Annotated in this window: 29 protein-coding genes and 1 pseudogene; 13 read left to right on the top strand and 17 right to left on the bottom strand. The window is 68.8% G+C overall.

The annotated features are described in order from the left end of the window. Positions 1-3 precede the first annotated feature (3 nt). The 3 genes from ACGFIF_RS13735 to ACGFIF_RS13745 all read right to left on the bottom strand — a co-directional run bounded on the left by ACGFIF_RS13735 (position 4) and on the right by ACGFIF_RS13745 (position 2988). The gene (locus ACGFIF_RS13735; protein WP_393154586.1) at positions 4-1224 is read right to left on the bottom strand and encodes an MFS transporter; all 1221 of its coding nucleotides are present in this window, start codon (positions 1222-1224) and stop codon (positions 4-6) included. Positions 1225-1298: 74 nt separating this feature from the next. Beyond that, on the bottom strand, positions 1299-1802 hold the full coding sequence (gene purE, locus ACGFIF_RS13740; RefSeq protein ID WP_393154587.1) for a 5-(carboxyamino)imidazole ribonucleotide mutase: 504 nt from the start codon (positions 1800-1802) through the stop codon (positions 1299-1301). Between the two features lie 13 nt (positions 1803-1815). Continuing rightward, positions 1816-2988 (bottom strand): 5-(carboxyamino)imidazole ribonucleotide synthase, encoded by a 1173-nt coding sequence (locus tag ACGFIF_RS13745; RefSeq protein ID WP_393154588.1) that lies wholly within the window; start codon positions 2986-2988, stop codon positions 1816-1818. A 154-nt stretch (positions 2989-3142) separates the two neighbouring features. Here ACGFIF_RS13745 and ACGFIF_RS13750 point away from each other — a divergent pair, with 154 nt between their 5' ends. Next, positions 3143-3703: a GtrA family protein gene (locus tag ACGFIF_RS13750; protein ID WP_393154589.1), complete on the top strand. Its 561-nt coding sequence runs from the start codon at positions 3143-3145 to the stop codon at positions 3701-3703. Positions 3704-3749: 46 nt separating this feature from the next. Here ACGFIF_RS13750 and ACGFIF_RS13755 read toward each other — a convergent pair whose 3' ends face one another. Further along, positions 3750-4565: a phytanoyl-CoA dioxygenase family protein gene (locus ACGFIF_RS13755; RefSeq protein ID WP_393154590.1), complete on the bottom strand. Its 816-nt coding sequence runs from the start codon at positions 4563-4565 to the stop codon at positions 3750-3752. Between the two features lie 70 nt (positions 4566-4635). Here ACGFIF_RS13755 and ACGFIF_RS13760 point away from each other — a divergent pair, with 70 nt between their 5' ends. Together ACGFIF_RS13760 and ACGFIF_RS13765 are read left to right on the top strand one after the other, a co-directional pair. After that, the gene (locus tag ACGFIF_RS13760) at positions 4636-5469 is read left to right on the top strand and encodes an AraC family transcriptional regulator (RefSeq protein ID WP_393154591.1); all 834 of its coding nucleotides are present in this window, start codon (positions 4636-4638) and stop codon (positions 5467-5469) included. A gap of 50 nt (positions 5470-5519) precedes the next feature. Further along, complete coding sequence (locus tag ACGFIF_RS13765; protein WP_393154592.1) at positions 5520-6737, top strand: GNAT family N-acetyltransferase; 1218 nt, start codon at positions 5520-5522, stop codon at positions 6735-6737. Positions 6738-6780: 43 nt separating this feature from the next. Here ACGFIF_RS13765 and ACGFIF_RS13770 read toward each other — a convergent pair whose 3' ends face one another. Genes ACGFIF_RS13770 through ACGFIF_RS13780 form a run of 3 tightly spaced genes read right to left on the bottom strand, consistent with a single transcriptional unit; the run spans position 6781 to position 9082 of the window. Then, positions 6781-7173, bottom strand: coding sequence for an MAPEG family protein (locus tag ACGFIF_RS13770; RefSeq protein ID WP_393154593.1), 393 nt, complete (start codon positions 7171-7173; stop codon positions 6781-6783). Then, positions 7170-8129, bottom strand: coding sequence for a hypothetical protein (locus ACGFIF_RS13775; protein WP_393154594.1), 960 nt, complete (start codon positions 8127-8129; stop codon positions 7170-7172). The genes ACGFIF_RS13770 and ACGFIF_RS13775 overlap by 4 nt, the downstream gene beginning before the upstream one ends. After that, on the bottom strand, positions 8126-9082 hold the full coding sequence (locus ACGFIF_RS13780) for a glutamate-cysteine ligase family protein (RefSeq protein ID WP_393154595.1): 957 nt from the start codon (positions 9080-9082) through the stop codon (positions 8126-8128). The genes ACGFIF_RS13775 and ACGFIF_RS13780 overlap by 4 nt, the downstream gene beginning before the upstream one ends. 56 nt (positions 9083-9138) lie before the next feature. Between ACGFIF_RS13780 and ACGFIF_RS13785 the strand changes: the two genes are divergently transcribed. Together ACGFIF_RS13785 and ACGFIF_RS13790 are read left to right on the top strand one after the other, a co-directional pair. After that, positions 9139-9639 (top strand): MarR family winged helix-turn-helix transcriptional regulator, encoded by a 501-nt coding sequence (locus ACGFIF_RS13785; protein WP_393154596.1) that lies wholly within the window; start codon positions 9139-9141, stop codon positions 9637-9639. Positions 9640-9664: 25 nt separating this feature from the next. Further along, on the top strand, positions 9665-9979 hold the full coding sequence (locus ACGFIF_RS13790) for a hypothetical protein (protein WP_393154597.1): 315 nt from the start codon (positions 9665-9667) through the stop codon (positions 9977-9979). Here the strand turns inward: ACGFIF_RS13790 and ACGFIF_RS13795 are convergent. Beyond that, positions 9967-10548, bottom strand: a complete 582-nt coding sequence (locus tag ACGFIF_RS13795; RefSeq protein ID WP_393154598.1) for an ArsR/SmtB family transcription factor — start codon at positions 10546-10548, stop codon at positions 9967-9969. The genes ACGFIF_RS13790 and ACGFIF_RS13795 overlap by 13 nt on opposite strands. A 58-nt stretch (positions 10549-10606) precedes the next feature. On the opposite strand from ACGFIF_RS13795, the gene ACGFIF_RS13800 reads away from it, so the two are divergent. Further along, complete coding sequence (locus ACGFIF_RS13800; protein ID WP_393154599.1) at positions 10607-11182, top strand: dienelactone hydrolase family protein; 576 nt, start codon at positions 10607-10609, stop codon at positions 11180-11182. A 119-nt stretch (positions 11183-11301) separates the two neighbouring features. On the opposite strand, the gene ACGFIF_RS13805 is transcribed toward ACGFIF_RS13800, so the two are convergent. Together ACGFIF_RS13805 and ACGFIF_RS13810 are read right to left on the bottom strand one after the other, a co-directional pair. After that, positions 11302-11529, bottom strand: a complete 228-nt coding sequence (locus tag ACGFIF_RS13805; protein WP_132215074.1) for a hypothetical protein — start codon at positions 11527-11529, stop codon at positions 11302-11304. Between the two features lie 46 nt (positions 11530-11575). Next, positions 11576-13039 carry an MFS transporter gene (locus ACGFIF_RS13810; protein ID WP_393154600.1) on the bottom strand — a complete coding sequence of 488 codons (1464 nt, stop codon included), beginning with the start codon at positions 13037-13039 and terminating at the stop codon, positions 11576-11578. Positions 13040-13234: 195 nt separating this feature from the next. Between ACGFIF_RS13810 and ACGFIF_RS13815 the strand changes: the two genes are divergently transcribed. After that, a complete protein-coding gene (locus ACGFIF_RS13815) occupies positions 13235-13876 on the top strand; it encodes a TetR/AcrR family transcriptional regulator (protein ID WP_393154601.1) in 642 nt (213 codons plus the stop codon). A gap of 10 nt (positions 13877-13886) precedes the next feature. Here ACGFIF_RS13815 and ACGFIF_RS13820 read toward each other — a convergent pair whose 3' ends face one another. Then, a complete protein-coding gene (locus ACGFIF_RS13820; RefSeq protein WP_393154602.1) occupies positions 13887-14681 on the bottom strand; it encodes an NAD(P)H-binding protein in 795 nt (264 codons plus the stop codon). Between the two features lie 57 nt (positions 14682-14738). Between ACGFIF_RS13820 and ACGFIF_RS13825 the strand changes: the two genes are divergently transcribed. Further along, positions 14739-15869 carry an epoxide hydrolase family protein gene (locus tag ACGFIF_RS13825; RefSeq protein WP_393154603.1) on the top strand — a complete coding sequence of 377 codons (1131 nt, stop codon included), beginning with the start codon at positions 14739-14741 and terminating at the stop codon, positions 15867-15869. A 72-nt stretch (positions 15870-15941) separates the two neighbouring features. On the opposite strand, the pseudogene ACGFIF_RS13830 reads toward ACGFIF_RS13825, so the two are convergent. Then, positions 15942-16271, bottom strand: a pseudogene (locus ACGFIF_RS13830) (GNAT family N-acetyltransferase); the annotation flags it as partial. A 121-nt stretch (positions 16272-16392) separates the two neighbouring features. On the opposite strand from ACGFIF_RS13830, the gene ACGFIF_RS13835 reads away from it, so the two are divergent. Beyond that, a complete protein-coding gene (locus ACGFIF_RS13835) occupies positions 16393-16881 on the top strand; it encodes a winged helix-turn-helix transcriptional regulator (protein ID WP_393154604.1) in 489 nt (162 codons plus the stop codon). A 9-nt stretch (positions 16882-16890) separates the two neighbouring features. On the opposite strand, the gene ACGFIF_RS13840 is transcribed toward ACGFIF_RS13835, so the two are convergent. Continuing rightward, on the bottom strand, positions 16891-17760 hold the full coding sequence (locus ACGFIF_RS13840) for a helix-turn-helix domain-containing protein (protein WP_393154605.1): 870 nt from the start codon (positions 17758-17760) through the stop codon (positions 16891-16893). Positions 17761-17914: 154 nt separating this feature from the next. Here ACGFIF_RS13840 and ACGFIF_RS13845 point away from each other — a divergent pair, with 154 nt between their 5' ends. Beyond that, a complete protein-coding gene (locus tag ACGFIF_RS13845) occupies positions 17915-18745 on the top strand; it encodes an SAM-dependent methyltransferase (RefSeq protein WP_393154606.1) in 831 nt (276 codons plus the stop codon). Between the two features lie 54 nt (positions 18746-18799). On the opposite strand, the gene ACGFIF_RS13850 is transcribed toward ACGFIF_RS13845, so the two are convergent. Both ACGFIF_RS13850 and ACGFIF_RS13855 read right to left on the bottom strand, forming a co-directional pair. Next, entirely contained in the window at positions 18800-19900 is a 1101-nt protein-coding gene (locus ACGFIF_RS13850; RefSeq protein ID WP_393154607.1) for a ricin-type beta-trefoil lectin domain protein, read from the bottom strand. A 102-nt stretch (positions 19901-20002) separates the two neighbouring features. Further along, positions 20003-20557, bottom strand: a complete 555-nt coding sequence (locus ACGFIF_RS13855; protein WP_393154608.1) for a helix-turn-helix domain-containing protein — start codon at positions 20555-20557, stop codon at positions 20003-20005. 68 nt (positions 20558-20625) lie between these two features. On the opposite strand from ACGFIF_RS13855, the gene ACGFIF_RS13860 reads away from it, so the two are divergent. Genes ACGFIF_RS13860 through ACGFIF_RS13870 form a run of 3 tightly spaced genes read left to right on the top strand, consistent with a single transcriptional unit; the run spans position 20626 to position 22383 of the window. Then, complete coding sequence (locus ACGFIF_RS13860; protein ID WP_393154609.1) at positions 20626-21312, top strand: AzlC family ABC transporter permease; 687 nt, start codon at positions 20626-20628, stop codon at positions 21310-21312. Next, a complete protein-coding gene (locus ACGFIF_RS13865; RefSeq protein WP_393154610.1) occupies positions 21309-21632 on the top strand; it encodes an AzlD domain-containing protein in 324 nt (107 codons plus the stop codon). The genes ACGFIF_RS13860 and ACGFIF_RS13865 overlap by 4 nt, the downstream gene beginning before the upstream one ends. A gap of 25 nt (positions 21633-21657) precedes the next feature. Further along, on the top strand, positions 21658-22383 hold the full coding sequence (locus ACGFIF_RS13870) for a hypothetical protein (RefSeq protein ID WP_393154611.1): 726 nt from the start codon (positions 21658-21660) through the stop codon (positions 22381-22383). Here ACGFIF_RS13870 and ACGFIF_RS13875 read toward each other — a convergent pair. Together ACGFIF_RS13875 and ACGFIF_RS13880 are read right to left on the bottom strand one after the other, a co-directional pair. Beyond that, positions 22380-24479 carry a spermidine synthase gene (locus ACGFIF_RS13875; protein ID WP_393154612.1) on the bottom strand — a complete coding sequence of 700 codons (2100 nt, stop codon included), beginning with the start codon at positions 24477-24479 and terminating at the stop codon, positions 22380-22382. The two genes, ACGFIF_RS13870 and ACGFIF_RS13875, sit on opposite strands and share 4 nt — an antisense overlap. A 96-nt stretch (positions 24480-24575) precedes the next feature. Then, a complete protein-coding gene (locus ACGFIF_RS13880) occupies positions 24576-25436 on the bottom strand; it encodes a serine protease (protein ID WP_393154613.1) in 861 nt (286 codons plus the stop codon). Between the last annotated feature and the right edge of the window lie 206 nt (positions 25437-25642).

Raw genomic sequence — 25642 nt, forward strand, 5'->3', positions numbered from 1 at the left:
GCCCTAGGTGACGGTTGCCGAGCGCAGGACGGGTCGAGTCAGGACGACGACACCCGTCAGCGCCGCGGCGATCGAGATGCCGAGGCAGACGCCGGTGATGCCGACGCCGTTGACGTCCGAGAGGGTGCCGAGGACCGGGTTCATCACCACGAGCGCGAGGCTCTGGCACAGCACCACGACCGACTGCAGCCGCGACTGGTACTCGCGCTCGACCGAGTTCATCAGCAACGGCAGCACGTGACCGGTGAACGTCCCGACGCCGATCCCGCTGAGCACGCCGGCCGCGAACGCCAGCGGCAGCGGGTCGAGAACCGACAGACCGAACAGCCCCACCGCGGCGATCAGCAGGCCGAGCCCGGCGAACACACCTGGCCGGGGGAACGCCCCGCGCATCAGGATGCGGAGCGCGATCACACCCACGCCCAGACTCCGGCTCGCCACCAGGATGCCCGCGGTCGCCGCGTCCCACCCGTGTGACCTGGCCAGCAGCGGGAACAGCAGCGCGTCCAGCGGCATCAGCAGCCCGGCGGCGACCGTCATCGTGATCAGGAGTGCGCGGGTGAGCGGCCGGCCGAAGGCGACCCTGATCCCGGCCGCGATCGACCGCAGCATGCCGGCCGGCATCTGGCCGGGCGGGGCGATCGTCTTCCGCAGCAGGATCAGGACGACGATCATCACGCCGAAGGTGAGGGCGTCGAAACCGGCCGCGGCGGCGAGGCCCTGCCAGCTGACCAGGAGGCCGCCCACCGCGGTGCCGGAGACGGCGAAGACGACGCCGGTGACCTGAAAGCTGGCCAGCGCCCGCGGCACCTGCTCCGGCGGGACGAGCAGGCGCGGCATCGAGCGCGACGACGGCAGGAAGAACGCGTCGATCACGCCGACCACGAGGGCCAGGCCGAGCAGCAGCCAGATCGGCTCACCCGCCACCAGCGTGGCCGGCACCAGCGTGGCCGTCACGACGAACATCGCCGTACAGCTGGCCAGGAGGACGCGTGGCGCGCCGAACCGGTCGCCGACCGCGCCACCGACCAGCAGCAGGGCGGCGCGGGGCGCGGCGGCGAGGAGCAGGATCAGACCGGCGACTCGGCCGCCGTGTTGGCTGGCGGACCAACCGATGGCGAACGTCATCGTCAGGTCGCCGAGCAGGGACACGGCGGCGCCGAACAGCCAGATCCAGTAGCGGACCGGGATGCGCTGCGTATCCGATTCAGCGGGCGGAGTCACGATCGACGACCTTAGACGACATCGGTTGGGATCTCACGGCTACCCGGCCACGCCCTGTGGAAAACCGGTCTAGCTCAGTCTTTACGGAGCTCTGCCGCGCCGTCACGGACCGTGCTGCCCTTGGACCGGGCACTCTCGGCCAGCGATTCCTGGAAGGCGATCATCCGGTCCCGCAGTTTCTCGTCCGAGGCAGCCAGGATCCGGACCGCGAGCAGGCCCGCGTTCCGGGCGTTGCCGATCGAGACCGTGGCCACCGGCACCCCGGCCGGCATCTGCACGATCGACAGCAGTGAGTCCATCCCGTCGAGGTACTTCAGCGGCACCGGTACGCCGATCACCGGCAGCGGAGTCACCGACGCGAGCATGCCCGGCAGGTGCGCGGCGCCGCCGGCTCCCGCGATCAGCACCTTGAGACCCCGCTCGTGAGCTGACCGTCCGTAGTCGATCATTTCGGTCGGCATCCGGTGTGCCGACACCACGTCCGCCTCAAAGGGCACGTCGAACTCGATGCACACCTCGGCCGCGGCCTTCATCACCGGCCAGTCGGAGTCCGACCCCATCACGATTCCCACACTCATGCGGTAGCGCCCCTTACTCGTCGATGGTGCCGGTCAGGTACGCGGCCGCGTGCCGGGCGCGTTCACGAACGTCCTCGAGGTCGTCGCCGTACGCCGTGACGTGGCCGATCTTGCGCCCCGGTTTCACGGCCTTGCCGTAGAAGTGGACCTTCAGCCCGGGGTCGCGGGCCATGCAGTGCAGCAGCCCGCGGTGCATGTCCTCGACGTCCCCGCCGAGCACGTTGACCATCACCGTGTACGGCGCTCGCGCGGCCGGCGATCCGAGCGGCAGGTCGAGCACCGCGCGGAGGTGGTTCTCGAACTGGGACGTGACCGCGCCGTCGATCGACCAGTGGCCGGTGTTGTGCGGGCGCATCGCCAGCTCGTTGACCAGCAGGCGGCCGTCGCGGGCCTCGAACATCTCCACCGCGAGGATGCCGACCACACTGAGCTCGCCGGCGATCTTGAGCGCCGTCTGCTGGGCCTGGGCGGCCCTGTCCGGGGCGAGGCCGGGCGCGGGCGCGGTGACCTCGACGCAGATGCCGTTCTCCTGCACCGATTCGACGATCGGGTAGGCGACCGCCTGGCCGTGCGGCGACCGGGCCACGATCGCGGACAGTTCGCGGACGAAGTCGACCTTCTCCTCGGCCAGGATCGGTACGCCGGAGCCGAAGGCGGCCATGACCGCCTCGTCGTCCGGACCGTCCACGAACCAGACGCCCTTGCCGTCGTACCCGCCGCGGGTGGTCTTCAGGATGATCGGGAAACCGCCGACCCGCTTGGCGAAGTCCTCGACGTCGGCGGGCGATTCGACCACCTGGTGGGCCGGGGACGGCGCGTCGAAGCTGTCGAGGCGGCGGCGCATGACCGCCTTGTCCTGGGCGTGCACCAGCGCGTCCGGGCCCGGGTGGACCTTCACACCGTCCGATTCCAGGGTGTGCAACAGGTCGGTAGGTACGTGCTCGTGGTCGAAGGTGACCACGTCGCACTCGGCGGCGAACCGCCGTACCGTCTCGGGATCGCGGTAGTCGCCGACCGGCGCGTCCGCCACCGCCTGGGCTGCGGACACCGCCGGGCCCTCGGCGAGCACCCGGAGCTGGATGCCGAGCGCGACCGCTGTTTCCTGCGTCATCCGGGCCAACTGCCCGCCGCCGACCATGCCGACCACCGGCGTACCGACGGGGAGGTCCTTCCGTTCGAACTTCACAGCGTGGAGCCTAATGTCCATACATCACCCCGCCCGCAGCGGGCCACAGGGACGCGCTGGGGCGCGCGGGTGATTTCGGAGTCGGCCCGGTCGCCGGGTACCGTGGGAAGCTGCCCTCCCGTTGCGGTGTGATCACAGAAGGTTCCGGAGACCGTTGAAGCTCGTCACCACGCTGTATCGCCAGGTCGAGCACCTGGTGCACGAAGTGGCCAAGTTCGGTCTGGTCGGTCTGCTCGGCATGGTCGTCGACCTGCCGATCTACAACTGGCTGGTGTTCAACAACCCGCTGGTGATCGCCGACTCGGGCGTCGGCATGCTGCACCACAAGCCGCTGACCGCGAAGTTCATCTCGGTCACCGCCGCGACCATCGCGACGTACCTGGGTAACCGGCACTGGACCTGGCGGCACCGCGAGCGCACCGGGCTGCACCGCGAGTACGTGCTGTTCTTCGTGCTGAACGGCGTCGGCCTGCTGATCGCGGCCGGCTGCCTCGGCTTCTCCCGCTACGTGCTGGACCTGCACAGCTGGCTGGCCGACAACATCTCCGCGAACGTGATCGGCCTCGGCCTCGGCACGCTGTTCCGCTTCTGGTCCTACCGCAAGTTCGTCTTCCGCGAGGAGATCGAGCTCGACGAGGCCGAACACACGCCGGCCCCCGATTCCCCCGCCGAACTCGACGGCGAATCCACCGGCGACCTCCCCGTCGTCCGCTGACACACACTTCCCGAGCGGCGCCACCCTGGTCGGGGTGGCGCCGTTTCTACGTGCGGGGCCAGAGGACGGGCTGGATGGCAGGGTCGGTGTAGTCGGGGGTGTTGGTGGCCGGGGTGTTGCGGACGAGGGTGTCGTTGGGGTGGGCCGCGCCGGGGCGCCAGCGGTTGCCGGTGGGCTGGAGGTGGATCGCGATGGACCGGCGTGGCGCGGTCCCGCGGTTGGCTGAGCTGCCGTGGACGGTCCGGCAGTGGTGGAAGCTGACCTGCCCTCTGCGCATCCGGGGCGTGACCGGCGTCGGGTCGAAGCCCTGGGCGACGAGTGCGGCATCGAGGGCTGCGCTGTCCTGGGAGAAGAAGTCCAGACCCGTGACGTCCCACTTGTGACTGCCGGGCAGGAACGAGACCGCACCGTTGACCTCATCGACGTCGTGGAAGCCGACCCAGGCGGTGAGCATGTGGTCCGACGTACACGACTGCCAGTACTGCCGGTCCGTGTGCCAGCCCACCCGGGCCGTGCCGCCCGGTCGGTCGACCGGCTTCCTGAGGAGCTGGTCGTGCCACAGCCGGATCCCGTCCGCACCGGACAGCGCAGCTGCGGTGGCCCCGATCGCCGGATGCTGCACCAGCGCCGCCAGCTCGTCGACCCGGAGCGAGGCGTAGTCGTTCTTACGCAGTACGTCGCCATCGGCCGGCTGCCAGCCCCGCGTCGACGGCAGGTCGGGCAGCGCGTGATCGTGGTCGCCCGCGTAGAAACGCTCCATACCGCGCTCGGCCGCGTCGAGTACGTCGGGCGCCAGCATCACCGGCGAGATCCAGTAGCCGTGCTCACGATAGAACGCAATGTCCTCAGGTCCTGGCTGCATGAGGTAACCGTACGAAGCCGGCGTCGACTATTGCGTTGCCGATGTTCAGGCGACTGGACACAATCTTCAGGTGTCTCTGAGTCGACCGGACGGGCTGCGTGCGGGCTTCCACGCCGACGTACACGACCCGGTCAGCGGACTCATGCACGCGGGGGAGCAGTGGGTGCCCGAGCAGTTCCTGATCGAGCCGCACGAGCATCCGGTCTGGGAGATCTACCTTCAGCTGCACGGTGTCACTCGGTGGGTCGCCGGCGGCCAGAGCTATCTGCTCCAGCCTGGACACCTGTTCGCCGTACCGCCGAATCTCGTGCATCACCTGGCCGGGCGGTCGGGTAATCACCACTTCTACTTCGCCGCGGTCGATCTCGCACCCGTCGTACGGCGGCAACCTTCGTTGACCGCGGTCTGGCCGCCGACCGTGGTTCACCGGGAATCGGGAGAGCTCAGCTCTGCCTTCGCCCAGCTCGTCCGCGAGCTCACCACGCGCCACGAGTACGCCGACGTCGGGCTTAGTCTCGCGGTCGACCACTTGGTGCTGGCAGTCTCTCGTGCGATGGCGCCGACCGGTGCGCCGCAACTCGCGATGCACCCGGCAGTGCGGACCGTCAAACGCCTGCTGGACCAGGAGTTCCACGAACGCTGGACACTCCGCCGTCTCGCCGACCGAGTCGGCCTCGCCCCGTCGTACCTGGCCGAACTGTTCGCGAACCACCTCGGCCAACCCCCACACCGCTACCTCAACGAACGCCGGATCGATCGCGCCCGCCAACTCCTCGACTCCACCGAGCTGACCATCACCGCCATCGCCCACACCCTCGGCTTCAGCTCCAGCCAGCACTTCGCCCGAGCCTTCCGCCAACTCACCGCCACCACGCCGACCGCGTACCGCACCAGCGTCCGCTGATCCCAGAAAAGGCGTCGGCTGTTGTCGGTGGGGCGTGTGAAGATGCGGGGATGACGGGAATCGACGTTCGTGTGGCGGTTGCTGAGGACTACGAAGAGTTTCTGGCTCTGTTCGGCGGGGCCATGATGTTCGAGATGCAGGCTGACGACCTGGGCCGGCAGCTGTTCGAGCCGGAGCGGGCGCTGGTCGCGGTCGAGGGTGCGGAGATCATCGGCACGACCAGGGCGCTGACCCGTGATCTGTCCGTGCCTGGTGCGGTGGTGCCGGCTGCGCATGTGACCGCGGTCGGTGTCCGGCCGACACATCGGCGGCGCGGTGTCATGGCGGAGCTGATCAGCCGGCAGTTGCGCGAGGTGCCGGAGGCGATCGCGGTGCTCTGGGCCAGCGAACCCGGGATCTACGGACGGTTCGGGTACGGCGCGGCCGCCTGGGGGACGTCGTACGAGGTCGATCTGCACCGGGTCGGACCGCCTGTGGTGCGGACCCGCCCGGGCGAGCTCAGTGAGCTCGCCGCAGACGACGCCGTGAAGCTGCTGGCGCCCCTGCTGCGGAGCCTGCAGGAGCGTCGGCCCGGCGTGTCCGGCCGGAGCGAGCTCGGCTGGCAGAAGCATCTGCAGGACAAGCCGGACGATCGTGGCGGCAAGACGGCTCGCCGGATCCTGGTGCACCGTGACGAGACCGGCGAGATCGACGGGTACGCGCTGTACCGGGGAAAGATGAACTGGGACTCGGGTGGACCAGCCAGCGAGGTGTCGGTCGAGGAGCTGGTCGCGATCGAGCCGTCCGCGTACCGGGCCCTGTGGCAGCACCTGCTGACGCTGGACCTGGCCGCCAAGCTCGACTTCGGGTACGCCGCGATCGATGAGCCGGTGCAGCAGCTCGTCACCACGCCGACCGCGCTGAACCGGCGAGTGACCGAGTCCCTGTGGGTCCGGGTGACCGAGGTGGCTCGGGCCCTCGGCGAGCGGCGGTACGCCGTTCCCGTCGACCTGGTGATCGAGGTCGCCGACGACCTGATCCCGGCCAACGCGGGCAGGTACCGGCTGACGGCTGCCGGCCCGGCGGCGGAGGCGCGATGCGAACGGACCGAGGACCCGGCCGACCTGAGCCTGACCGTGACCGAGCTCGGCGCCGCGTACCTCGGCGGCCGGCCGCTCGCTGAGTTCGCCGCGACCGGCCGGATCACCGAGCAGACGCCAGGCGCCCTGGCCGCCGCCACGGCAGCCTTCGGCTGGCCGGTTCTCCCGGCCAGCATCGAGATCTTCTGATCCGCCCGCCGACTCTTCACCGAAGAGTCGGCGGGCGGTCGCCTCAGATGGTTGCGATCGCGGTGACGCCGATCGCGACGCCGACCGCATAGGTGCCTAGGGCCCCTATATCGCGGAGTGGGCCGTGTGAGGCGAGGCTCTTCGAGGTCAGCATGCCGAGCGCGTGCAACGTGCGGACGACGAGGGCTGCCACGGCCAGCGCGCCGACCAGCCAACTGTCGGACAGGGCAGAGCAGACGAGGAGCAGGACGATCATGGTCGGGATGTACTCGGCGGCGTTGCCGTGGGCGCGGATCGCGATCAGCAGCGGGTCGGCCGGATCGGTCGGCGCCTGGTTGCCGCCGCCGCGCATCGCGCGATGACGGGTGACGTTGGCGCCGAGCAGGAACAGCAGGATGCCCATCAGGGCCATCGAAACGATCGTCACGGTGCTCATGCGAATACTCCTTCGCGATCAGGGGTGAGTCGGCGCACCATGGCTTCGCTGAGCCGGGTGCCGAGGAGTGCGTCGGTCTTGTGCATCCCGCCGGGGCAGGTGACGTTGACCTCGATCAGCCGGCCGCCGATGACGTCGGCACCGGCGATGGCCAGGCCGTGCCGGACCAGCAGCGGACGCAGCGCGGCGGCGATGGCAAGGTCGGCGTCGTCGATCGCGGCCGGTGCGACCGGCGGTCCGATCCGGAAGTCGTCGGCACACGGCCGCCGCAAGACCGCGCCGACGATCTCGCCGTCGAGCAGGAACAGCCGTTTGTTGCCGTACTCAACGGCCGGCAGGTACTGCTGTGCGATCACCTGCCGGCGCCCGCCCCGCGTGGCCGACTCGAGCAGGGCGACCGCCGAATGGTCGTTCTGCACCAGCCACACATCGATCCCGGCGAACCCGTCGACCGGCTTGACCACGGCCGTCCCGACCCGCGCGACGAACTCGCGCAGTCCGCTGAGCGACGTACCGACGTACGTCGGTGGGCACAGCTCCGGGAACCGGAGCGCGACCAGCTTCTCGTGCACCGCGCGAATCCCATCGGGCCGGTTGACCACGCGGGTGCCGGCGAGATCGAGCAGGTACGTCGTGTGCAAGTACCGATCGTCGACCGGCGGATCGATGCGCAGATGCACAACCTCGAAGTCGGCGGCATCGACGACGGCGACGTCGAGCTCGTCCCACCAGGTCGGGTCGACCACCCACCGGTGGTCCACGCCGGGCCGCCGCGGCCGCAGCCGGATCTTGTGCGCGTGCGCCTGAACCCGGCCGTCGACTACGGCGAGTTCCTCCGGCGCACAGCACCACACGTCGAGGCCGAGGTCCTGGCTCGCGTTCATCAGGCCGATCGTGGCGTCGATCTCGGCGTGCAGCCCGGCGAGCGGGTCGGTGATGAAGAGGACGCTGTTCATGCGACGAGCTCCAGATCAGGAATCAGCTCGTGGCCGCGAGCCGCGGTGGCCGGATCTCCGTCAGCGGCCGAGCGCCAGTGCTCAGCCAAGTGGGCACGTTCCGGCTCCAGTGCGCGCAATGCGTTGCGCCGGCGCTCGTCGTCGTACACCAAACTCGTCAGCGCGCCGATCACCTGGCCGAGCGCGTTCGGCTCCTGCGCGTCGAGGAAGCGGACCTCGAGGTACGTCGTCCGCGGCCGCACCGGCGGGAACATCGTGGAGAGGTGCTCGGCCGGGCCGCCGGTCGTGAAGGCGGTGGCGCCGGCGGCGAACGCGGTGTAGGCCGCGACCGGGTCGTCGCCGTGCAGGACGCGGTCGTCGAAGCCGGTTCGCGCCGGGTCGACCTCGAGCCAGGTGGTCAGCCGTCCTTCACGCCCGACGCTGCGAGCGAAGGCCGCCGCCAGGAACGGGCCGGCGAGGTTGAGGACCCGCCACTGCTCGGCGCCGGCCCTGCCCGGCCACCAGTCGAGGCACACCTGTGTGGAGGCGGTACGACGCATCATCCGGCGACCGGCCGGGCCGATGGAGTCGAAGTGCCGGTGCATCGCGACGTACCTGGGGCTGGTCAACTGCAGCGGCACCTCGTGTTCGGGGCGCGGGTCGACCGGGAGCGCGTAGGTGCTGATGCGTGCGGCGGTGAGGTGGCGTTGCAGATCGTCCGTGAGCGTGCGGACCTGGGCGACCGGGTCGAGGGTGCACGGCAGGCTCAGCTCGAGCTGGCCACCCGGTTCGAATCCGACGTACGGCGAGACGAGCGCGGCTGCGGCTGCCCGCCGTACCCGCTCGATCGGTACGGCGGCACCCGTCGTGCTGTCGGCGACGAGGAGCTCCTGCTCCACGGCCACCCGGACGGTGCGGCGGCGGCCCTGGGCGAACAGGCCGGCGACGATCGGGTGTAGCTCCTTGGGATCCATGACTGCTCCTGATACTGTAAGGATGCCTGTCGAAATATTGAAAGGAATCCTTACGGATGTCAAGAGTCGATCTACCCCGGCTCGACCGCAAGCCGTTCATCGCCCTGGTGGACCGGGCGAACCGGGCACTCCAGGCGGACATGGTCCGCAGAGGGCACCGAGACGGTCATCCGGAGCTGAAACCGGCCCACAACGCGGTCTTCGGGACGCTCAGCCGAGACGGATCGCGCGCTGCCGACATGGCCACGCGGGCCGGGATCACCCGGCAGTCGATGGGTGAGGTGATCCGCGAGTTGGTCGCCCTCGACATCCTCGAGATGCGCCCCGACCCCGAGGACCGCCGCGCCAAGCTGGTCACCTACTCCGACCACGGCGTCGAGGTCGCCGCCGACGGCTACACCCACCTCAAAGACCTCGAGGCCCGGTTCGCCGAGGAGTTCGGCCAGGAGGACTACGACACCGCCCGCAAGGTCCTCGCCCGAATCGCCGACCTCCTCGACCGCTGGGCCGCCGAGGAGGACGACCCCCTGTCAGCCCGTGACGACGAAGCGGGCTAGCGCGGGCCTGGCTCAGGGGATTCGTATGGCGGGGGTCGGGCCTGATCCGATCGGCATCTTGGGGTCCGGGATCGGTGGTGGCGCGATCGCTGTGCCGGTTTACGGCATGCTCGGCGGCTACGCCATCGCCGGCCGCGGTCGCCTGGTGCCTCGGTTGATCGCCGGCGTCCTGGCGTTCAGCGTCGTACCGATTTGGGTGCTGACGGTCGGCTCCTTCGCCCCGCATCTCACCCTCGACACTCCAGCCGGCCTCTGGGTCGCCCTGTACTACTTCTCGTTCATGGCCATGCTCATGCTCGCCTGCGCGATCCCGCACCGGCCGGTGGTTCAGTCGTCCTGAGGTGGTGGCAGGGTCGGGTAGTCGAGGATCGGGTAGAGGCCGACGGTGAAGCCGTAGGTGGTGTCGCCGGTCCGGGGGAGCTTGTCGAACGTGTGGATCAGCCGGTCGACCTGCTGCCAGAACTCGGCGGCGCGCTCCTCCGGGATCCGGGCGTGCCGGATGAAGGACCGGAGCTGGCCGGCGTCGTACGCCGCGGTCGACTCCTTCGCGGCGACCTCGAAGTCGTTGAAGTCCGGCGGTAGCGGTACGCCGTCCGGGCCGGACCGGCCGAGGCCGACGTAGAACATCCGCGCGGCGCGGCCGTAGAAACGCTCCTCGATCGCCCGCACCCGCCGGGTCCGGACCACCCGCAGGATGCCGGCATCGGCGAGCACCTTCACATGGTGCGCGACCGTGCTCTTCGGCCGCTTCACCGCGGTCGCCAGCTCGGTCACGGTCGCGGCCCGCTCGTGCAGCAGGCCGAGGATCGTCGTCCGCAGCGGATCGCTGATCGCGCGGACCTGCTCGGCGGTGGTGAGCTCGATCGTGTCCTCGAGCTCGTAATCCGGCACCGGAGTATTGATCGGCATGATCGGATTAGACTAGCATCGCCGATTGTTCGAAATAATTGGATCATTGGAGCGGATCATGGCCGAGGTCGTGCTGTACCACCACGCGCAGGGACTCACCGAGGGAGTGAAGGCCTTCGCCGACGAACTGCGGCAGGCGGGCCACACCGTCCACCTGCCTGACCTGTACGACGGGCACACTTTCGACACCCTGGAGGAAGGGATCGGGTACGCGCGGACGACCGGCTTCGGTGTCGTGAAGAACCGCGGTGTCGCAGCGGCTGAAGGACTTCCGGAGGCGCTCGTCTACGCGGGTTTCTCGCTCGGCGTGATGCCGGCGCAGGAGCTGGCCCAGACCCGCCCGGGGGCCAAGGGTGCGCTGTTCTTCGACGCCTGCCTGCCGGTCGAGGAGTTCGGCACCTGGCCCGACGGCGTACCGGTCCAGATCCACGGCATGGACGAGGACCCGTTCTTCACCGAGAAAGGCGGTGACCTCGACGCCGCCCGCGCTCTGGTCGCCTCCACCGACCAGGCCGAGCTGTTCCTCTACCCGGGCAAGCAGCACCTCTTCGCCGACTCGTCGCTCCCCGGGTACGACGCGGAAGCCGCAGCCCTGATGACCAGCCGGACCTTGACCTTCCTGGAGCATGCCTGACCCCGGACGACAGTCCGGCCCGGTCGGAGCGACCGGGCCGGAAGTCGAAGGGATGGGTAACCGAGTCGGGGGGCCGACGGGGTACCGGATGAGGGGAGGGGAGTCGTGGCGGGCAGACGTCAGAGGGCGTGGAGTTTGGGGAACGGGGCCAGGATGCGCATGAGCTTCCCGTCGCCGAAATCGACGACGACCGCGTGGCCGCCATCGACCGAGCTGACCCGGCCCAGGCCTTCCTTGTCGTGGGACACCCGCTGGCCGACCTCGAAGACCTTGACCGGGTCCGGCACGCGGGGTTTGAACGGGCTCGTGGAGAGGTGACGACGCGTCGTCGCGCGGAAGGAATCCATCAGGGTTCCAGTATGCGCCAATCCCAGCCGCTGAGAACCTGCTCGGTCAGGAAAGCGTGGCTCCGGCGGCCTCCACGGGTGCCGGTTCGGCGGCCTGAGCCGGGCGGCGGGTGGGGATGAACGAGGCGGTCGCCAGGGCGGCCAGGGCCGCGGCGGCGCCGATGATCAGCACGACGCGGAAGCCGTTCTGCGATGGCAGAGCGTAGCCACCCAGGTTGATGGTCAGCTGGGCCAGGATGACGCCGGCGACCGCGCTGGAGACCGACGTGCCGATCGAGCGCATCAGCGTGTTCAGGCTGTTCGCGGCCGCGGTCTCCGAGACCGGTACGGCGGACATGATGAGCGCGGGCATGGCGCCGTACGCGAGGCCGATCCCGGCACCGATCAGGACCGAGACCAGGACGAGCTGCCAGACCGCGGACATCAGCACGGTGCCGACGCCGTACCCGGCGGCGACCACCACGGCACCCATCATCAGAGTGACCTTCGGGCCGCGGGTCGTGGAGATCTTGGCGGACAGCGGCGCGGTGAGCAGCATGACCAGGCCGGACGGGCCCATCACCAGACCGGCGCCGAGCATCGACTGACCGAGGCCGAAACCAGTTGCCTTGGGCATCTGCAACAACTGCGGCAGGACCAGCGACATGGCGAACATCGCGAACCCGAACACCATCGACGCGAGGTTCGTCAGCAACACCTGAGGACGAGCCGTGGTGCGCAGGTCGACCAGCGGTTCAGGGGTACGGCGTTCCCACCAGCCCCACACCAGCAACGCGACGACAGCCAGCGCGAACAGGCCGAGCGTCCGGCCGTCGGTCCAGCCCCAGTCGGCACCCTGGGAGATCGCCAACAGCAACGAGATCAGGCCGACCGAGAGGCCGAGACCGCCGAGCAGGTCGAAGCGTCCGCCCGACCGCACCGAGGACTCCGGGACGAAGCGCAGGACCAGCGTGAACACGATCACGCCGAGCGCGGCGGAGATCCAGAACAGCGTGTGCCAGTCGAAGTTCTCGGCCAGCAGAGCGGCTGCGGGGAGGCCCAGAGCACCGCCGACGCCGAGTGATGCGCTCATCTGCGCGGTCGCCGTACCGAGCTTCTCCGACGGCAACTCGTCGCGCATGATGCTGATGCCCAGCGGGATCACACCGGCGGCCAGGCCTTGCAGGGCGCGGCCGACGATCATCGGCGTCAGCGAGGTGCTGAGCGCGGCGACGACCGAGCCGACGACGAGCATCGCCACGCTGAGCAGCAGCATCCGGCGCTTGCCGTACATGTCACCGAGCCGCCCGACGATGGGCGTGGCGACGGCGGCCGCGAGTAGGGTGGCGGTGATCGCCCAGGCGGTGCCGGAGGCCGAGGCGTTCAGCAGCCTGGGCAACTCCGGAACCAGCGGGATCACCAGGGTCTGCATCAGCGCGACCGTGATGCCGGCCGAGGCGAGCACCGGTACGACGGCACCGGACCGCACCGGCGCCGGCGGCGCCTCGACCGATGAGGGGACAGCGGACATCACAGGCCTCCGAAGAGCGACTAGATAGTTGGTTTATGCAACTAGACCTTAAGTCAGGCAGTTGACTTAAACAAGTCGAACGGGCAAGCTGGGACCGAAATCAACGCGGAGATGGGTTCACGTGACACGGAGTGATGGACCTGATCCCAGTGGCGGCCTGAGCAGGCCCCGGGAAGTACCGGTGCGGTGATGATGATGGAGAAGGACGTGCGATCGGTGCGGGTGACCGCGACCCGCGAACTAATCCTGGCGACGGCGGAGCGGATGTTCGCCGAGCGCGGCGTGCACGAGGTGTCCAACCGGCAGATCAGCGAGGCGGCCGGTCAGGGCAACAACACGGCGGTCGGGTACCACTTCGGGACCAAGACGGACCTGGTCCGGGCGATCGTGCGCAAGCACTCCGAACCGATCGAGGCGCGGCGCCGCGAACTGCTGGCCGAGATCGGCAGCAGCGCCGACGTCCGCGACTGGGTGACCTGCCTGGTCCGCTCGGCGACCGACCACATGGGCAGCCTGGGCACCCCCAGCTGGCTCGCGCGGTTCAGCGCGCAGTTGATGAACGACCCCTCCCTGCGCGAGATCCAGATCGAGGAGTCGCTCAACTCACCGACGTTGCGGCAGATCCTCGACGGTCTCAATCAGTGCCTGGTAGACCTGCCGTTGCCGGTGCGGCTGGAGCGCGGTGACATGGCTCGGCACCTGATCATCCAGATGACGGCCGAGTTCGAACGTGCGCTGGCCGAGGGGACGCCGACAACGCGGGCGACCTGGCGGGAGATGGCCGATGGACTCATCGACGGGATCGTCGGATTGTGGACGGCGCCGGTGACCACGTGAGTGGCGATCGTCAGCGAGGACTGAACGCACCCGCGTTCCGGCCGGCCCAGTCCAGGAAGGTCCGGGCCGGCCGCCCGGTGAGCTCTGCCACGGTCGTGGTGACAAGATCGGACCGCGGCCGCCGTTCGGCACTGGTGAGCAGCGCATCGACGAGTGCCTGCGGGCGGCCGTCGGCAAGCATCTGAGCCCGAGCCTCGTCGAACGGCGTCGGCTCGAAGGTGAGGGTGCGGCCGAGCGTCGTACCCAGGATGTCGACCTGATCGGCGCGACTGAGCACTCCTGGCCCGGTCAAGGTGTGGGTCGTGCCGGGCTGGGGATCCAGTAGGACGCGTACGGCGGCCGCGGCGATGTCACCTGGGTCGATCACGGCTGTCGCGGCGTTGTCCGGGCCGCGGACGACGTCGCCGGCTCGGATCTGGCCGGCCCAGCCGAGTGCGTTGGACGCGAAGGTGTCGGCGCGCAGAACGATCCACTCCAAGCCGGACTGCTGGATGGCCTGCTCGAGATCGCTGTGCAGCCTGGTGATCGGGTCCGTGTCGCGGCCGAACCGGACGGCGGACGAGGAGAGATAGACAACCCGCTCGGCCTGCTGCGAGATCGCGTCGAGTGTTGCCGTCGCCCCCTCGGCGGTGAGGAACGGCCAGATCAGGAACACCGTGTCCACGGCCTCGAGCGCCCCGGCAAGAGTCTCGGGCCGGCCGAGATCGGCGCCGGTGCCACGGTCGAGGGTGCGGACCTCAGCTGCGGGCAGTTGAGCAACCAGTTCGCGGCCGACGTTCCCGGTGGCACCTGTCACGAGGATCATCTCCGGCACAACCCTCGCGCGGCGCCGGCGTATTCCGGGGCGCGTAGGTTTCGGGGTATGCGAGAGTTCAGGATCCGGGTCCCGGACGAGGCGCTGGACGACCTGGCCGAGCGGCTTCGGCGGGTTCGTTGGCCGGAGCAATTGCCCGGTGGCGGGTGGGAGCGCGGGGTGCCGGTCGAGTACCTGCGCCACGTGGTCGAGCAGTGGAAGTCGTACGACTGGCTGGCGTGGGAGGCGCGGCTCAACGGCTATCCGCAGTTCACGACCCGGATCGACGAGCAGACGATTCACTTCCTGCACGTTCGATCGCCCGAGCCGGAGGCCTTGCCGCTCATCCTCACCCACGGCTGGCCGGGATCGGTCGCCGAGTTCCTGCCGGTCCTCGGCCCGCTCACCGATCCGGCGTCGTACGGCGGGGATCCTCAGGACGCCTTCCACATCGTTGCGCCGTCGGTTCCGGGTCATGGGTTCTCCGTGCCGCTCGAGTCGTCGGGGTGGAATCACCGGCGGATCGCGCACGCGTGGGCGGAGTTGATGGCGCGATTGGGTTATCAGCAGTACGGCGCTCAAGGCGGGGACACCGGGTCCGTCGTCTCACCACTGCTCGGCCACATCGACGCAGCGCACGTCATCGGCGTACACATCAACGGCGGGCTGGCGTTTCCGCCGATCGAGCCCGGCGATGTCGAGCAGTTGAACGAGATCGAGCGGGCCCGACTGGCGGCGGCCGAGCGGCTGCGCGAAGTGGGGACCGGGTATGCCGAGCTGCAGGGGACACGGCCACAGACGATGTCGTTCGGGTTGAGTGATTCGCCGGTCGGTCAGTTGGCCTGGATCCTGGAGAAGTTCTGGGAGTGGACCGATCCGGCGCGCGCGTTGCCCGAAGACGCGGTCGAGCTCGACCACCTGCTGACGGACGCGTCCATCTACTGGTTCACCAACACCAGCGCGTCATCGGCCAACCTGTACTACGAGAATCGTGTGGCGGCTGACGATCCGGCCGAGCCGTCCGGTGTGCCGACCGGGGTCGCGGTGTTTCCGACCGATCCCGCGATCCGGCGGGTGCTAGAGCGCCGCCACCGCATCGTCCACTGGTCGGAGTTCAGCCGCGGCGGTCACTTCGCCGCCCTCGAGGCTCCCGACCTGCTGGTCGACGACATCCGCGCGTTCTTCCGAAGTCTTCGCTGACACCAGGAAGTTGATCAGCGCGCCGTCGCGTTCGGCGGTGGCGTCCGGCCAGCGCCGGCGGATCATCCGGACGGTCAGCTCGTTGGCCGGGCTGACCACGAACAGGAACCGCGTCATCCCGGCCGCGACGGCATCCGCGGCCGCGACCGACAGCATCCGTACGCCGAGGCCGCGCCGCTGCTCGGGTTCGCTGATCACCGCGGCGAGCTCGGCGGTCGTCCTACTGTCGTCGCCGTAGGCACAGGCCCACATCGCGTGGCCGACGATCGTGTCGCCGCGGGTGGCCACCCAGGCGCGCCCGATCGGGCAGAGCATGCGCAGCACCAGCGCGGGTCGCGGCGGACGGCCGATGGCGGTCTGGAACCGGAAGTAGAGGCTGAGATCGGTCAGCCCGGAAAGCATCGTGGTCAGGCCCTCCGCGTCGGGTTCACCGGCCGGGCGGATCTGGGGTGGCTGAGTCTGGTTCACGGATTCAGCCTGGCCCGACTTGGCTGAGTCTGTCAAGCGGACTTATCCTCGGGATATGAATGAGCAGGCGCCCGAGGCGATGCGCTGGTCGACGGAGAACTGCACGATCTCGCGGACGATGCAGATCCTCGGCGACAAGTGGACCTTCCACGTGCTGCGGGAGCTGTTCGTCGGCGTCCGGCGGTTCGAGGACATCCGGGCCCGGTCCGGGATCCCGCGGCAGGTGCTGACCGAGCGCCTCGCGGCGCTGATCGAGCGCGGCCTGCTGCGGCGGCATCCGTACCGCCTGCCCGGACAGCGGGAGCGGTACGAGTACCGCCTGACCCAGGCCGGGCTCGACCTCTATCCGGTTCTGGTCGCGATGATCCAGTGGGGCGATCAGTACCTCCCGCTCGACGGCGGCCCGCCGATCGTCCCGCAGCATCGCGACTGCGGTGAGCACGTGAGCGTCGTACTGCGGTGCCAGGCCGGCCATGAGCCGGACGCCCGCGCGATCGCGATCCGTCCCGGTCCGGGGGCGACACCGCGAGCCCTGGCCGGCTGACGCTGTCGGTCAGAGAAGGTCGATCGCGTTGCGGATCAGGCGTTCGGTCTCGCGCGGCTGAGCGGCGGAGATCGACAGGGTGTCCATGGTGACGGTGTAGCCGTCCACCTCGTCACGTTTGTCGACGTACACGGCACTGGTGAGGTGCTCGATGTAGACGATGTCCGGCAGGTCGGCGTCGTTGAACCGGAGCAACGTGAACGCGCCGCCGGTGGCGCAGTACCCGCCCTTGTCGAACGGGATGATCTGCATTGTGACGTTGTGCCGCTTGGACGCCACGATCAGGTGTTCCAGCTGCGCCTTGAGGATCTCCTTGTTGCCGATCGGTCGGCGCAACACGGCCTCGTCGATGACGGCCCACAGCCGGGCCGGACGCTGCCGGGTGAGCACCTGCTGCCGCGACATCCGCAAGGACACCAGGCGTTCCCGCTCCGCCGACGGCAACGGCTTGTCCCGGCCGAGCTGGAACACGGCCCGCGCGTACTCCGGTGTCTGCAGCAGACCGGGGACGAACTGGAGCTCGAACGTACGCACGAGGTCGGCCGCCATCTCCAGGCCGAGGTAGGAGTGAAACCAGGTCGGCGTGACGTCGTCGTACCGCTGCCACCAGCCGGGGTTGTTCGCCTCGCGGGCCAGGTCGAGCAGGCGCTCGCGTTCGGTCTGGTCGTCGAGTTTGTACAGCGTCAGCAGGTCGTCGACATCGCGGACCTTGAAGCCGACCCGGCCGAGTTCGAGCCGGCTGATCTTCGACTCCGAACCGCGGATCGCCCAGCCGGCGTCGGTCCGGGTGATCCCGGCGTCCTCGCGCAGCCGGCGCAGGTGAGCTCCGAGCATGATGCGCAGGGCGGTCGGCCCGCCGTACGCGCCCGGCTCAGTCACCCTCGCCTCCCCAGAAGTCACGTGCAAGCCGATCGATCATTTCACAACAGATTGTGACGCGGGCCAACGCGGCGCGCATGCACGACGTGTTCACGGAACCCTACGGTCAGTAGAGTCTGCCCTACAGACATCCCGACTCCTGCGAGGTTCGCTGATGCCCGATGCCACCAAGGCACCCAGTTCGATTCCGGTGGGCGTGGACACCACCCGGGCCAGCATCGCCCGGGTGTACGACGCCGCGCTGAACGGCAAGGACAACTACGAGGTCGACCGTGAAGTGCTCCGCCAGGTCGCCACCGTGGCACCGCAGGTCAACGATCTCGCGTGGTCCAACCGGAACTTCCTGATCCGGGCCTGCCGCTTCCTGGCCGGCCAGGCGGGTATCACGCAGTACCTCGACTGCGGCTCCGGGCTGCCGACCGCGGAGAACACCCACCAGGTGGTGCAGCGGCTGCGGCCCGAGGCCAAGGTGCTCTACATCGACAACGACCCGGTGGTGCTCGCGCACGGCCGCGCGTTGCTGGAGGAGAACGACAACACCCTGTTCGTCAGCGCCGACATCTTCGAGCCCGACGAGGTGCTCGAGCTGGTGAAGGAGCAGGACTTCCTGGACTTCGACCAGCCGATCGCGGTGATCCAGAACGGCACCATCCACCACTACCTGGGCGACGACGCTCCGCAGCTGATGCAGAAGTACGTCGACGCCGTGGTGCCCGGTTCGTACACGGTGATCGCCCACTTCCTCGACCCGCAGACCCCGGAGCACTCCGAGATCGCGCGCAAGATGGAGGAGAAGTTCACCCACAGCCCGATGGGCAGCGGCGTCTTCCGCACGTACGACGAGATCCGCGCGATGTTCCCCGGCCAGGAGCTCGTCCCGCCCGGCCTGGTCCTCTGCGACGACTGGTGGCCGGACGGCCCGCGGGTCAAGCCCCTCAACCAGGTCGAGGAGTGCATCGCCGGCGGCGTCGGCCGCAAACTCTGATCCTCGAGGTACGACGAGGCGCCCGGGACCGGCGGTCACGGGCGCCTCGTCGGGTCAGGCCGGCACGGTCCAGCGCTGTGCCGCAGCATTGTTGCAGCTGGCAACGGTTACCGGATTGCCCGAGGCAGCGGGTGCGGTGAGGCAGAGTCCGGTCGAGCGGTTGCGGACGGTGCCGTCACCGGGTAGGTCCCAGCTCTGGTTCGTGCCGCCGTGGCAGCTGTAGAGGACGACGGCGCCGGCCTGGGTCGCGCTCGCGTCGAGGCAACTGAACAGCCCGTGGATCGAGCCGTTCTCGGCGCGTACCCAGTTCTGGTTGTTCCCGCCGGTGCAGCTGTACAGCAGGATCGCCGTACCGTTGGCACTGCCGCCGCCGGAGACGTCGAGACAGCCGCCGCTGCCACGGATCTCGCCGGACGACGAGTTGCCGATGCCGTTCTCCTGCACCGCTGTGGATCCGGAGATCGTCACCTGGCTGTCGGCCGCACAGCCGCTGCTCTCCGAGCTGCCGGTGAAGTGGGCAGTCTGGCTGCCGCTGGTCGGCAGGGTCATCGTGAGCTTGGAGTACGGCTCGTCGTCGCAGGTGGCCCGGTCGTTGTTCCAGTCGAAGTACTCGGTCCAGCTGACCATGCCCGACGTACTGATGGTGTTGCCTGCGCCGGTCTGCAGGCTGCCGAGCTTGAACGACGTACCGGCGGTCAGGTCGCGAACGGTCACGCCGTACCAGCCGCTACCTTCGCTCGCGATGGCGAACGCGTAGGTGTGACCGGCGACCGGACTCTGGTCGAGCCTGCAACTGCCGCCGGTGCCGTCCTCCTGGAACTGGATGCAGTAGGTGCCGGCGTCGCCTGCCCGCCAGGCGGTCGAGTTCCAGAGCGAGTAGATGAACATGCCGACGCCGTCACGATGGGTCTGCATGCCGGTGTAGCCACCGACACTGCCGGCAGTGAAGCCGAACTGGTTGGCCCAGTACACGTTGGCCTTGCCCGGTGACGCGTTGATCGTCATCCGGAACTCGGCCTGTGTCAGCGACGGGTTGTCGAAGGTGTAGTTGACGTACGTGCCGGGCGTGACGCCGACCGCGGTCGCGGTCGACGCCGGGATCAACGCCGTGGTGAGGCCGAGAAGGGCGCAGAGCAGCAGGGACTTGAGTCGCATCGGGGTGCTACCTCCAAGCGAAGCGGGGCGGACTTCGTTTGAGCGCTCGACGACGATGATGCGCAGAATTGTGCAGTGCTGTCCAGACCTGAGCAGGAAAAGTCAGTTGTGCTCGGAGACCAGGACTGCCGTGGTGCCTTCTTCCAGGGCCTGGAAGATGTGCGGGAGGTCGCCGGGGTAGGCGAGGTAGTCGCCGGGGCGGAGTTCGATCGGGTCGTCGGCGGGGCCGACCAGGGCGAGGCCCGAGCTGAGGACGACGTGCTCGACGACGCCGGGCATGTGGGGTTCGGACTTCCGGCCAGGGCCGGGGGAGGCGACGATGCGGTAGATGTCGCGGCGGGCGTTCGGCGGGCTGGACGCGACCAGGGTGGCGCTGTACTCGGCCTGGTCGGAGTAGATCACCGGACCGTCGCCGGCGCGGATCACCTGGACCTTGGGCCGGGGCGGATCGAGCAGCGCGGCGAACGGGGTGTCGAGGGCGACGGCCAGCGCCCACAGGGTTTCCACGCTCGGGTTGCCCGTGCCGGACTCCAGCTGGGACAGCGTGGACTTCGCGACGCCGGCGCGTTTCGCCACTTCGGTCAACGACAGTCCCGCGCGGGCCCGGTGGCGGCGCAGCGAGGCCGCGATCACGTCGAGCGGGGCCTTGGTGTCCATCAGTGTTCGCTCCATCGGTCTACTTGTTCGGCTTGACGAACGGGCGCCTGCTGTTCATCATAAAACCCATGCGTTCGATCTGGCGAACACTCGACCGAGGACTGGCCCGCGACATCGGGCTGGTCTGCCTGGCCGACGGCGTCGTCGGGCTCTCGTACGGCGCGATCAGCGTCGGCAACGGGCTGCCGCTGTGGGTGCCGGTGGTGTTGTCGATCGTGGTGTTCGCGGGTGCGTCGCAGTTCCTGTTCGTCGGGATCGTGGCGGCCGGCGGGAGCCCGATCGCGGCGATGATCGCCGGTCTGCTGGTGAACACCCGGCACGTCGCGTTCGGGCTGGCCGTCAGCGACGTGATCGGTCGCGGTTGGCGGCGGGTGCCGGGCAGTCACCTGATGACCGACGAGAACGTCGCATTCGCATTGGGCCAGGACGAACTCAGGCAGAAGCGGGCAGCGTACTGGGCCGCTGGGATCGGGATCTTCGTCTGCTGGAACGTCGGTGTCGTGGTCGGCGGGCTGGCCGGGACCGTGATCACCGACACCGACGTCTTCGGGCTGGACGCGGCGTTCCCAGCTGTCCTGTTGGCGCTGGTGCTGCCGGCGTTGCGGGACAAGTCGACGCGCACGGCGGCCTTGGTCGGAAGTGTGGTCGCGTTGGCGGCGACGCCGTTCCTGCCGGCCGGTCTGCCGGTGCTGCTCGCCCTGGTGGGCTTGGTGTTCTACCGCACGAACAAGCCCGCCCTGGAGGTCACTTTATGAACAACACCCCGCTGCTGCTGGCCGCGATCGCGATCCTTGCTGTTGGCACCTTTTCGCTCCGGTTCGCGGGGCCCTTGATGCGCAGCCGGTTCGAGATCCCGGAGCGGACCCAGCAGGTCCTCGGTGCCGCGGCGATCGTCCTGCTGGCCGCCTTGGTCGCGACCGCCGCGTTGATGGACGGCGACGGTCCCGCCGGGATCGCCCGGCCGGCCGGTGTGCTGGTCGGCGGCGTCCTGGCCTGGCGGAAGGCGCCGTTCGTGCTGGTCGTGGTGGCTGCCGCCGCGACCGCCGCTGGTCTGAGGTTGCTCGGCGTACCTTAGGCCGCGGTGGCGCTACCGTTCAGTCATGAGCACCTATCCCGGACCGGCCGCGCCGCGGAAGAAGAGGACCCTGACCTGGATCGCGGTCGCGTGCTTCGTGATCGGGCTCGGTCTGACCGGCTTCTTCACCTACCGAATCATCGCGACGGCTCCGCGGACGCCGGAGCCGATCGAGGCGGGTGTCGTCCACCTGGACAAGGAGGGCCTGACGATCTACGCGTCGGTGCCGGTGCTCACACCACCGTGCGAGGCGAAGGACTCCAGCGGCGCCGACATACCGCTCAAGGAGCCGACCGGCTCGGAGCAGATCACGGTCAACTCCGAGACCTGGTACGTCGTCGCCCGGTCGGTGGACAGGGTGCCGGCGGGCGACTACAACATCTCCTGCACCGACGACGAGACCGGCGCGACGTACGCCGCCGGCCCACACATGTCGGTCGTCGCGTTCGTCGTCTCGATCTTCGGCGCGATCGGCTCGTTCCTGATCTTCCTCGGCCTCGGCATCGTCTTCCTGGTCGTCGGCGCGGTCAGGAATCGCCGCCGCAACCGCCCCGGCGACACCTTCCCCGGCGGCGGCCCGGGGCAAGGTGCCCCGGGCAACTACCCACCGGGCAACTACCCGCCGCCGGGCAACTATCCGCCGCCGGGCAACTATCCGCCGCCCGGCAACACCTTCCCGACCCAGCCGCCGGGCACCGGCTTCCCGCCGTACAACGCGGGCCCTAACCCGGAACGCCCGCAGGACCGCTAACTTCGGACCACCGCGCGGACCTTCGGTGTCAGCAGGAAGGCTCCGATGTAGAGCAGCGCGGCGACGATCAGCAGCCCGTCGAAGCCGATCAGCAGAGCGGCGTACTCGAGGCAGCCGCCGAGCATCGCCCCGAGCAGGTTGGCACCGAACGAGGCGGTGGCATCCGCGGTGTCGGTGAACCGTTTGGCGAAGATCACGTTCGCGGCGAAGATCGGCAGGAACGCGATCAGGACGGCGACCACCGCGCGCAGGCCGACCGGCATCGAGAGCAGCCACTCGTCGGGGAAGATCCACGCCAGTGCCAGCCCGCCGAACAGGACGGCGTACATCACCTTCATCGGTGGAGTCTTGAACCGTCTGGTCACTTCGACCGCGGCCAGTACGGCGATCAGGACGCCGGCGAACACGATCGCGTTCACCACCCACGTCGTACCGAACAACAGGGCGAACCCGGTGATGCTCTTCGTCTCCAGCAGCATGAAGCCGGCGCCGAGGAGGAACAGGTCGGCGTACGGCTTCATCCGCCGGTACGACGACCCGCCGCCGGCGATCCCGACCCCGATCAGCCCGGCGACCATGATCAGGCCGAGAGTGACCAGGTAGAGCGACGGGATCCGGTCGGTGAACAGGTACAGGAACGGCCGGTTGTCGGTCGCGGGCGGCGGGGTGATCGACGTCGCCCCGGCCCACGCCTTGTCGCCGCAGGTCTGGTCGGCCTCGGTCAGCCCGACCGTCACGACCGCCTGCTGCAGGTCGTCACCGACCTGGTCCACACACGGCTTGTGCCCGAACGCGGTCTCCGCGGTCGACGCCAGCCGGTCGATCAGCCAGGTCTCGCGGTAGTAGTTGTACATCGCGAACGCGCCACCCGGGTTGAGGTGCTCCTTGGCGCTCTCGAACGCCTCCTGGGTGAACAGGTAGCTCTCCAGCCGCAGCGAACTCGCGCCGTTCACCAGCGTCAGCGAGTCCGGCAGGGCCAGCAGGATCAGGTCGTACTTCTTGTCCGTCCGGGACAGGAACGCCCGCCCGTCGTCGATGTGCGAGGTCACCCGCGGGTCCTGGTACGGACGGTCCGGGTGCAGTTCCTTGCCGAGGTCGCGGATCCGCGGGTCGATCTCGACCGCGTCGACGTGCTCCGCGCCCTTCTTCAGCGCGATCGCGACGTCCGAACCCGAGCCGGCACCGATGATCAGCACGTTCTTCGGGGCCTTGCCGGCGTTCGCCCGCTCGTACGGCAGCCCGTACTGCGGCTCCCACTGCAGCCGCGAGTCGGCCGGGATCGCCTGCTGGTGCGGTACGCCGTTCACCGTGATCGTCAGCAGCGGGACGCCCTGCCAGGTGTAGCTCTTGGTCTGCACCTTGTAGTACGGCGACCAACTGTTCTCCGGCTGCTTCGACTCGTGGAACAGGATCCCGACCATCACCAGCAGCGGCGACAGGACGAGGACCGCGCTCAGCCCGGTGGCGACGACCGTACGACGCGATATCGCACCGATCTGGGTCCGCGGGATCATCAGGGCGCCGAACATCCAGGTGACGATCGCGCCCCACCAGATCGGCGGCGCGCCCAGGAACGACAGCCCGGTGAACGCCCCGATCCCGATCAGGCTGCCGATCAGGTCGTACCGGTACGCCGTCAGTCGCGGCAGCTCGGCGAAACAGCGGCCGACCAGCTCGGCCGGACCGGCCAGGATCACCGCGGCCGCGATGAAGATGATCGGCAGGATCACCCAGACCGGCGGGCCGGTGGTGTTCAGGCTGGTGAAGTAGATGACGCTCTCGGAGCTGCCGCGGTTGACGGTGACCGGCTTCCAGGCGACCACCAGGACGAGCAGGCCGAGCATCAACGGTGAGTAGTAGGGCAGTCGTTTCGCCCGGCTGGACCGGAGGATGCCGATCCCGATGCCGAGGAACGAGCCGAGCAGGACGAAGTTCGAGAAGTAGCTCAGATGGACCACGTTGGAGCCGGTCCAGCGGATCAGCGCGAGCTCGAGGAAGAGCATCAGCGCACTGGACGCGACCAACCTGGTCCGGACCCCGAACGGGCTCGGCCATCGTGCTTGGCTGACTTGGTCAGTGGAGGTGTCGACTGCCATGCGCCGCGACGTTACCGGATATCAAGTGGAATGCGTCACTCGTACGGTGTTCAACCGGTCCGGCGGCCACGCGCGGTGGCCGCCGGACACACTCGGTCAGCGGCGGGCGGCGGGCTTCGGGAGTTGGCAGCCGGACTTGTTCAGGTCGATGGTGCGGGTCGCGGTCAGGCAGGTGTAGATCCACCAGGTCTGCTGGCCGTAGGCGGCGCCCTGGTCGACGGTGATGTTGCCATTGGCGTCGACCTCGCACGGGTTGTTGACCGTGCAGCGCTCGCCGTCCTCGTTGCCGGTGTTGTTGACACCGATGACCTCACCCGTGGAGGTGCTCACCACCGGGGATCCCGACGTACCACCGATCGTCTCGCAGCCGGGCTGCTGGTACTTGATCGAGTTCTGCCAGGTCCAGTTGCCCTCGCGCAGTTGCGGGATCGTCGCCTGCACCGAGCAGGTGTAGATGCGCTTCCAGTACCCGGACACGACCGCCATGCCGGCGCCGTCGGCCGGTCCTTGCTTGGCCAGGGTCAGCGGGCTGACGTTGAGCCGGGACTTGATCGACGCGTACGACTCGTTCACCTCGTAGACGAGCATGTCGGTTTTGGTCATGGTGCCGAAGACGATCCGGCGCGCCCGGACCGTGCCGGCCCGGCTCGAGTCGGGCCGGAGCAGCGTGATCGAGCGGCTCGACGCCCGGTTCACCAGTACGACGCCCGGATTCAGGAACCCGCCTTCGTAGCAGTGCCCGTTGGTGAGCACCAGCGCGCGATCGGAGTCGACCGACTCGGCGTACCGGACGAGGGAGGCGGAGCAGTTGCTGAGTGCCGCGATCCCGGCGAAGTCGGCACCTGGTGCCTGGACGGCCGGCTGCGGGGCGGACTCGACGGCCTGAGCCGACATCGTTCCGACCAGAGTGGTGGTGACAGCCGCTGTGGCGGCCAGAAGTGTACGGAACAGTTTCATGGGCGGTTTCCTGTCCTCACTGAGTGTGCTTGGGGCACTTCGTAACGCATCCACCCGCCGTCTACCATCACAACTGCGTCAAACCGGCCGTCCACAGGGTGTCTGCACGGGTTTTCCTGCGCTGAGTGAGAAGGCTGCTACTCTTCGTCTCCGGATCCGCCCTTGCTCGAACCATCACACCGCTCGGCACGTCTACTCAGTGGTGG

The organism is Kribbella sp. NPDC049174 (assembly GCF_043197365.1).
Classification (GTDB): domain Bacteria; phylum Actinomycetota; class Actinomycetes; order Propionibacteriales; family Kribbellaceae; genus Kribbella.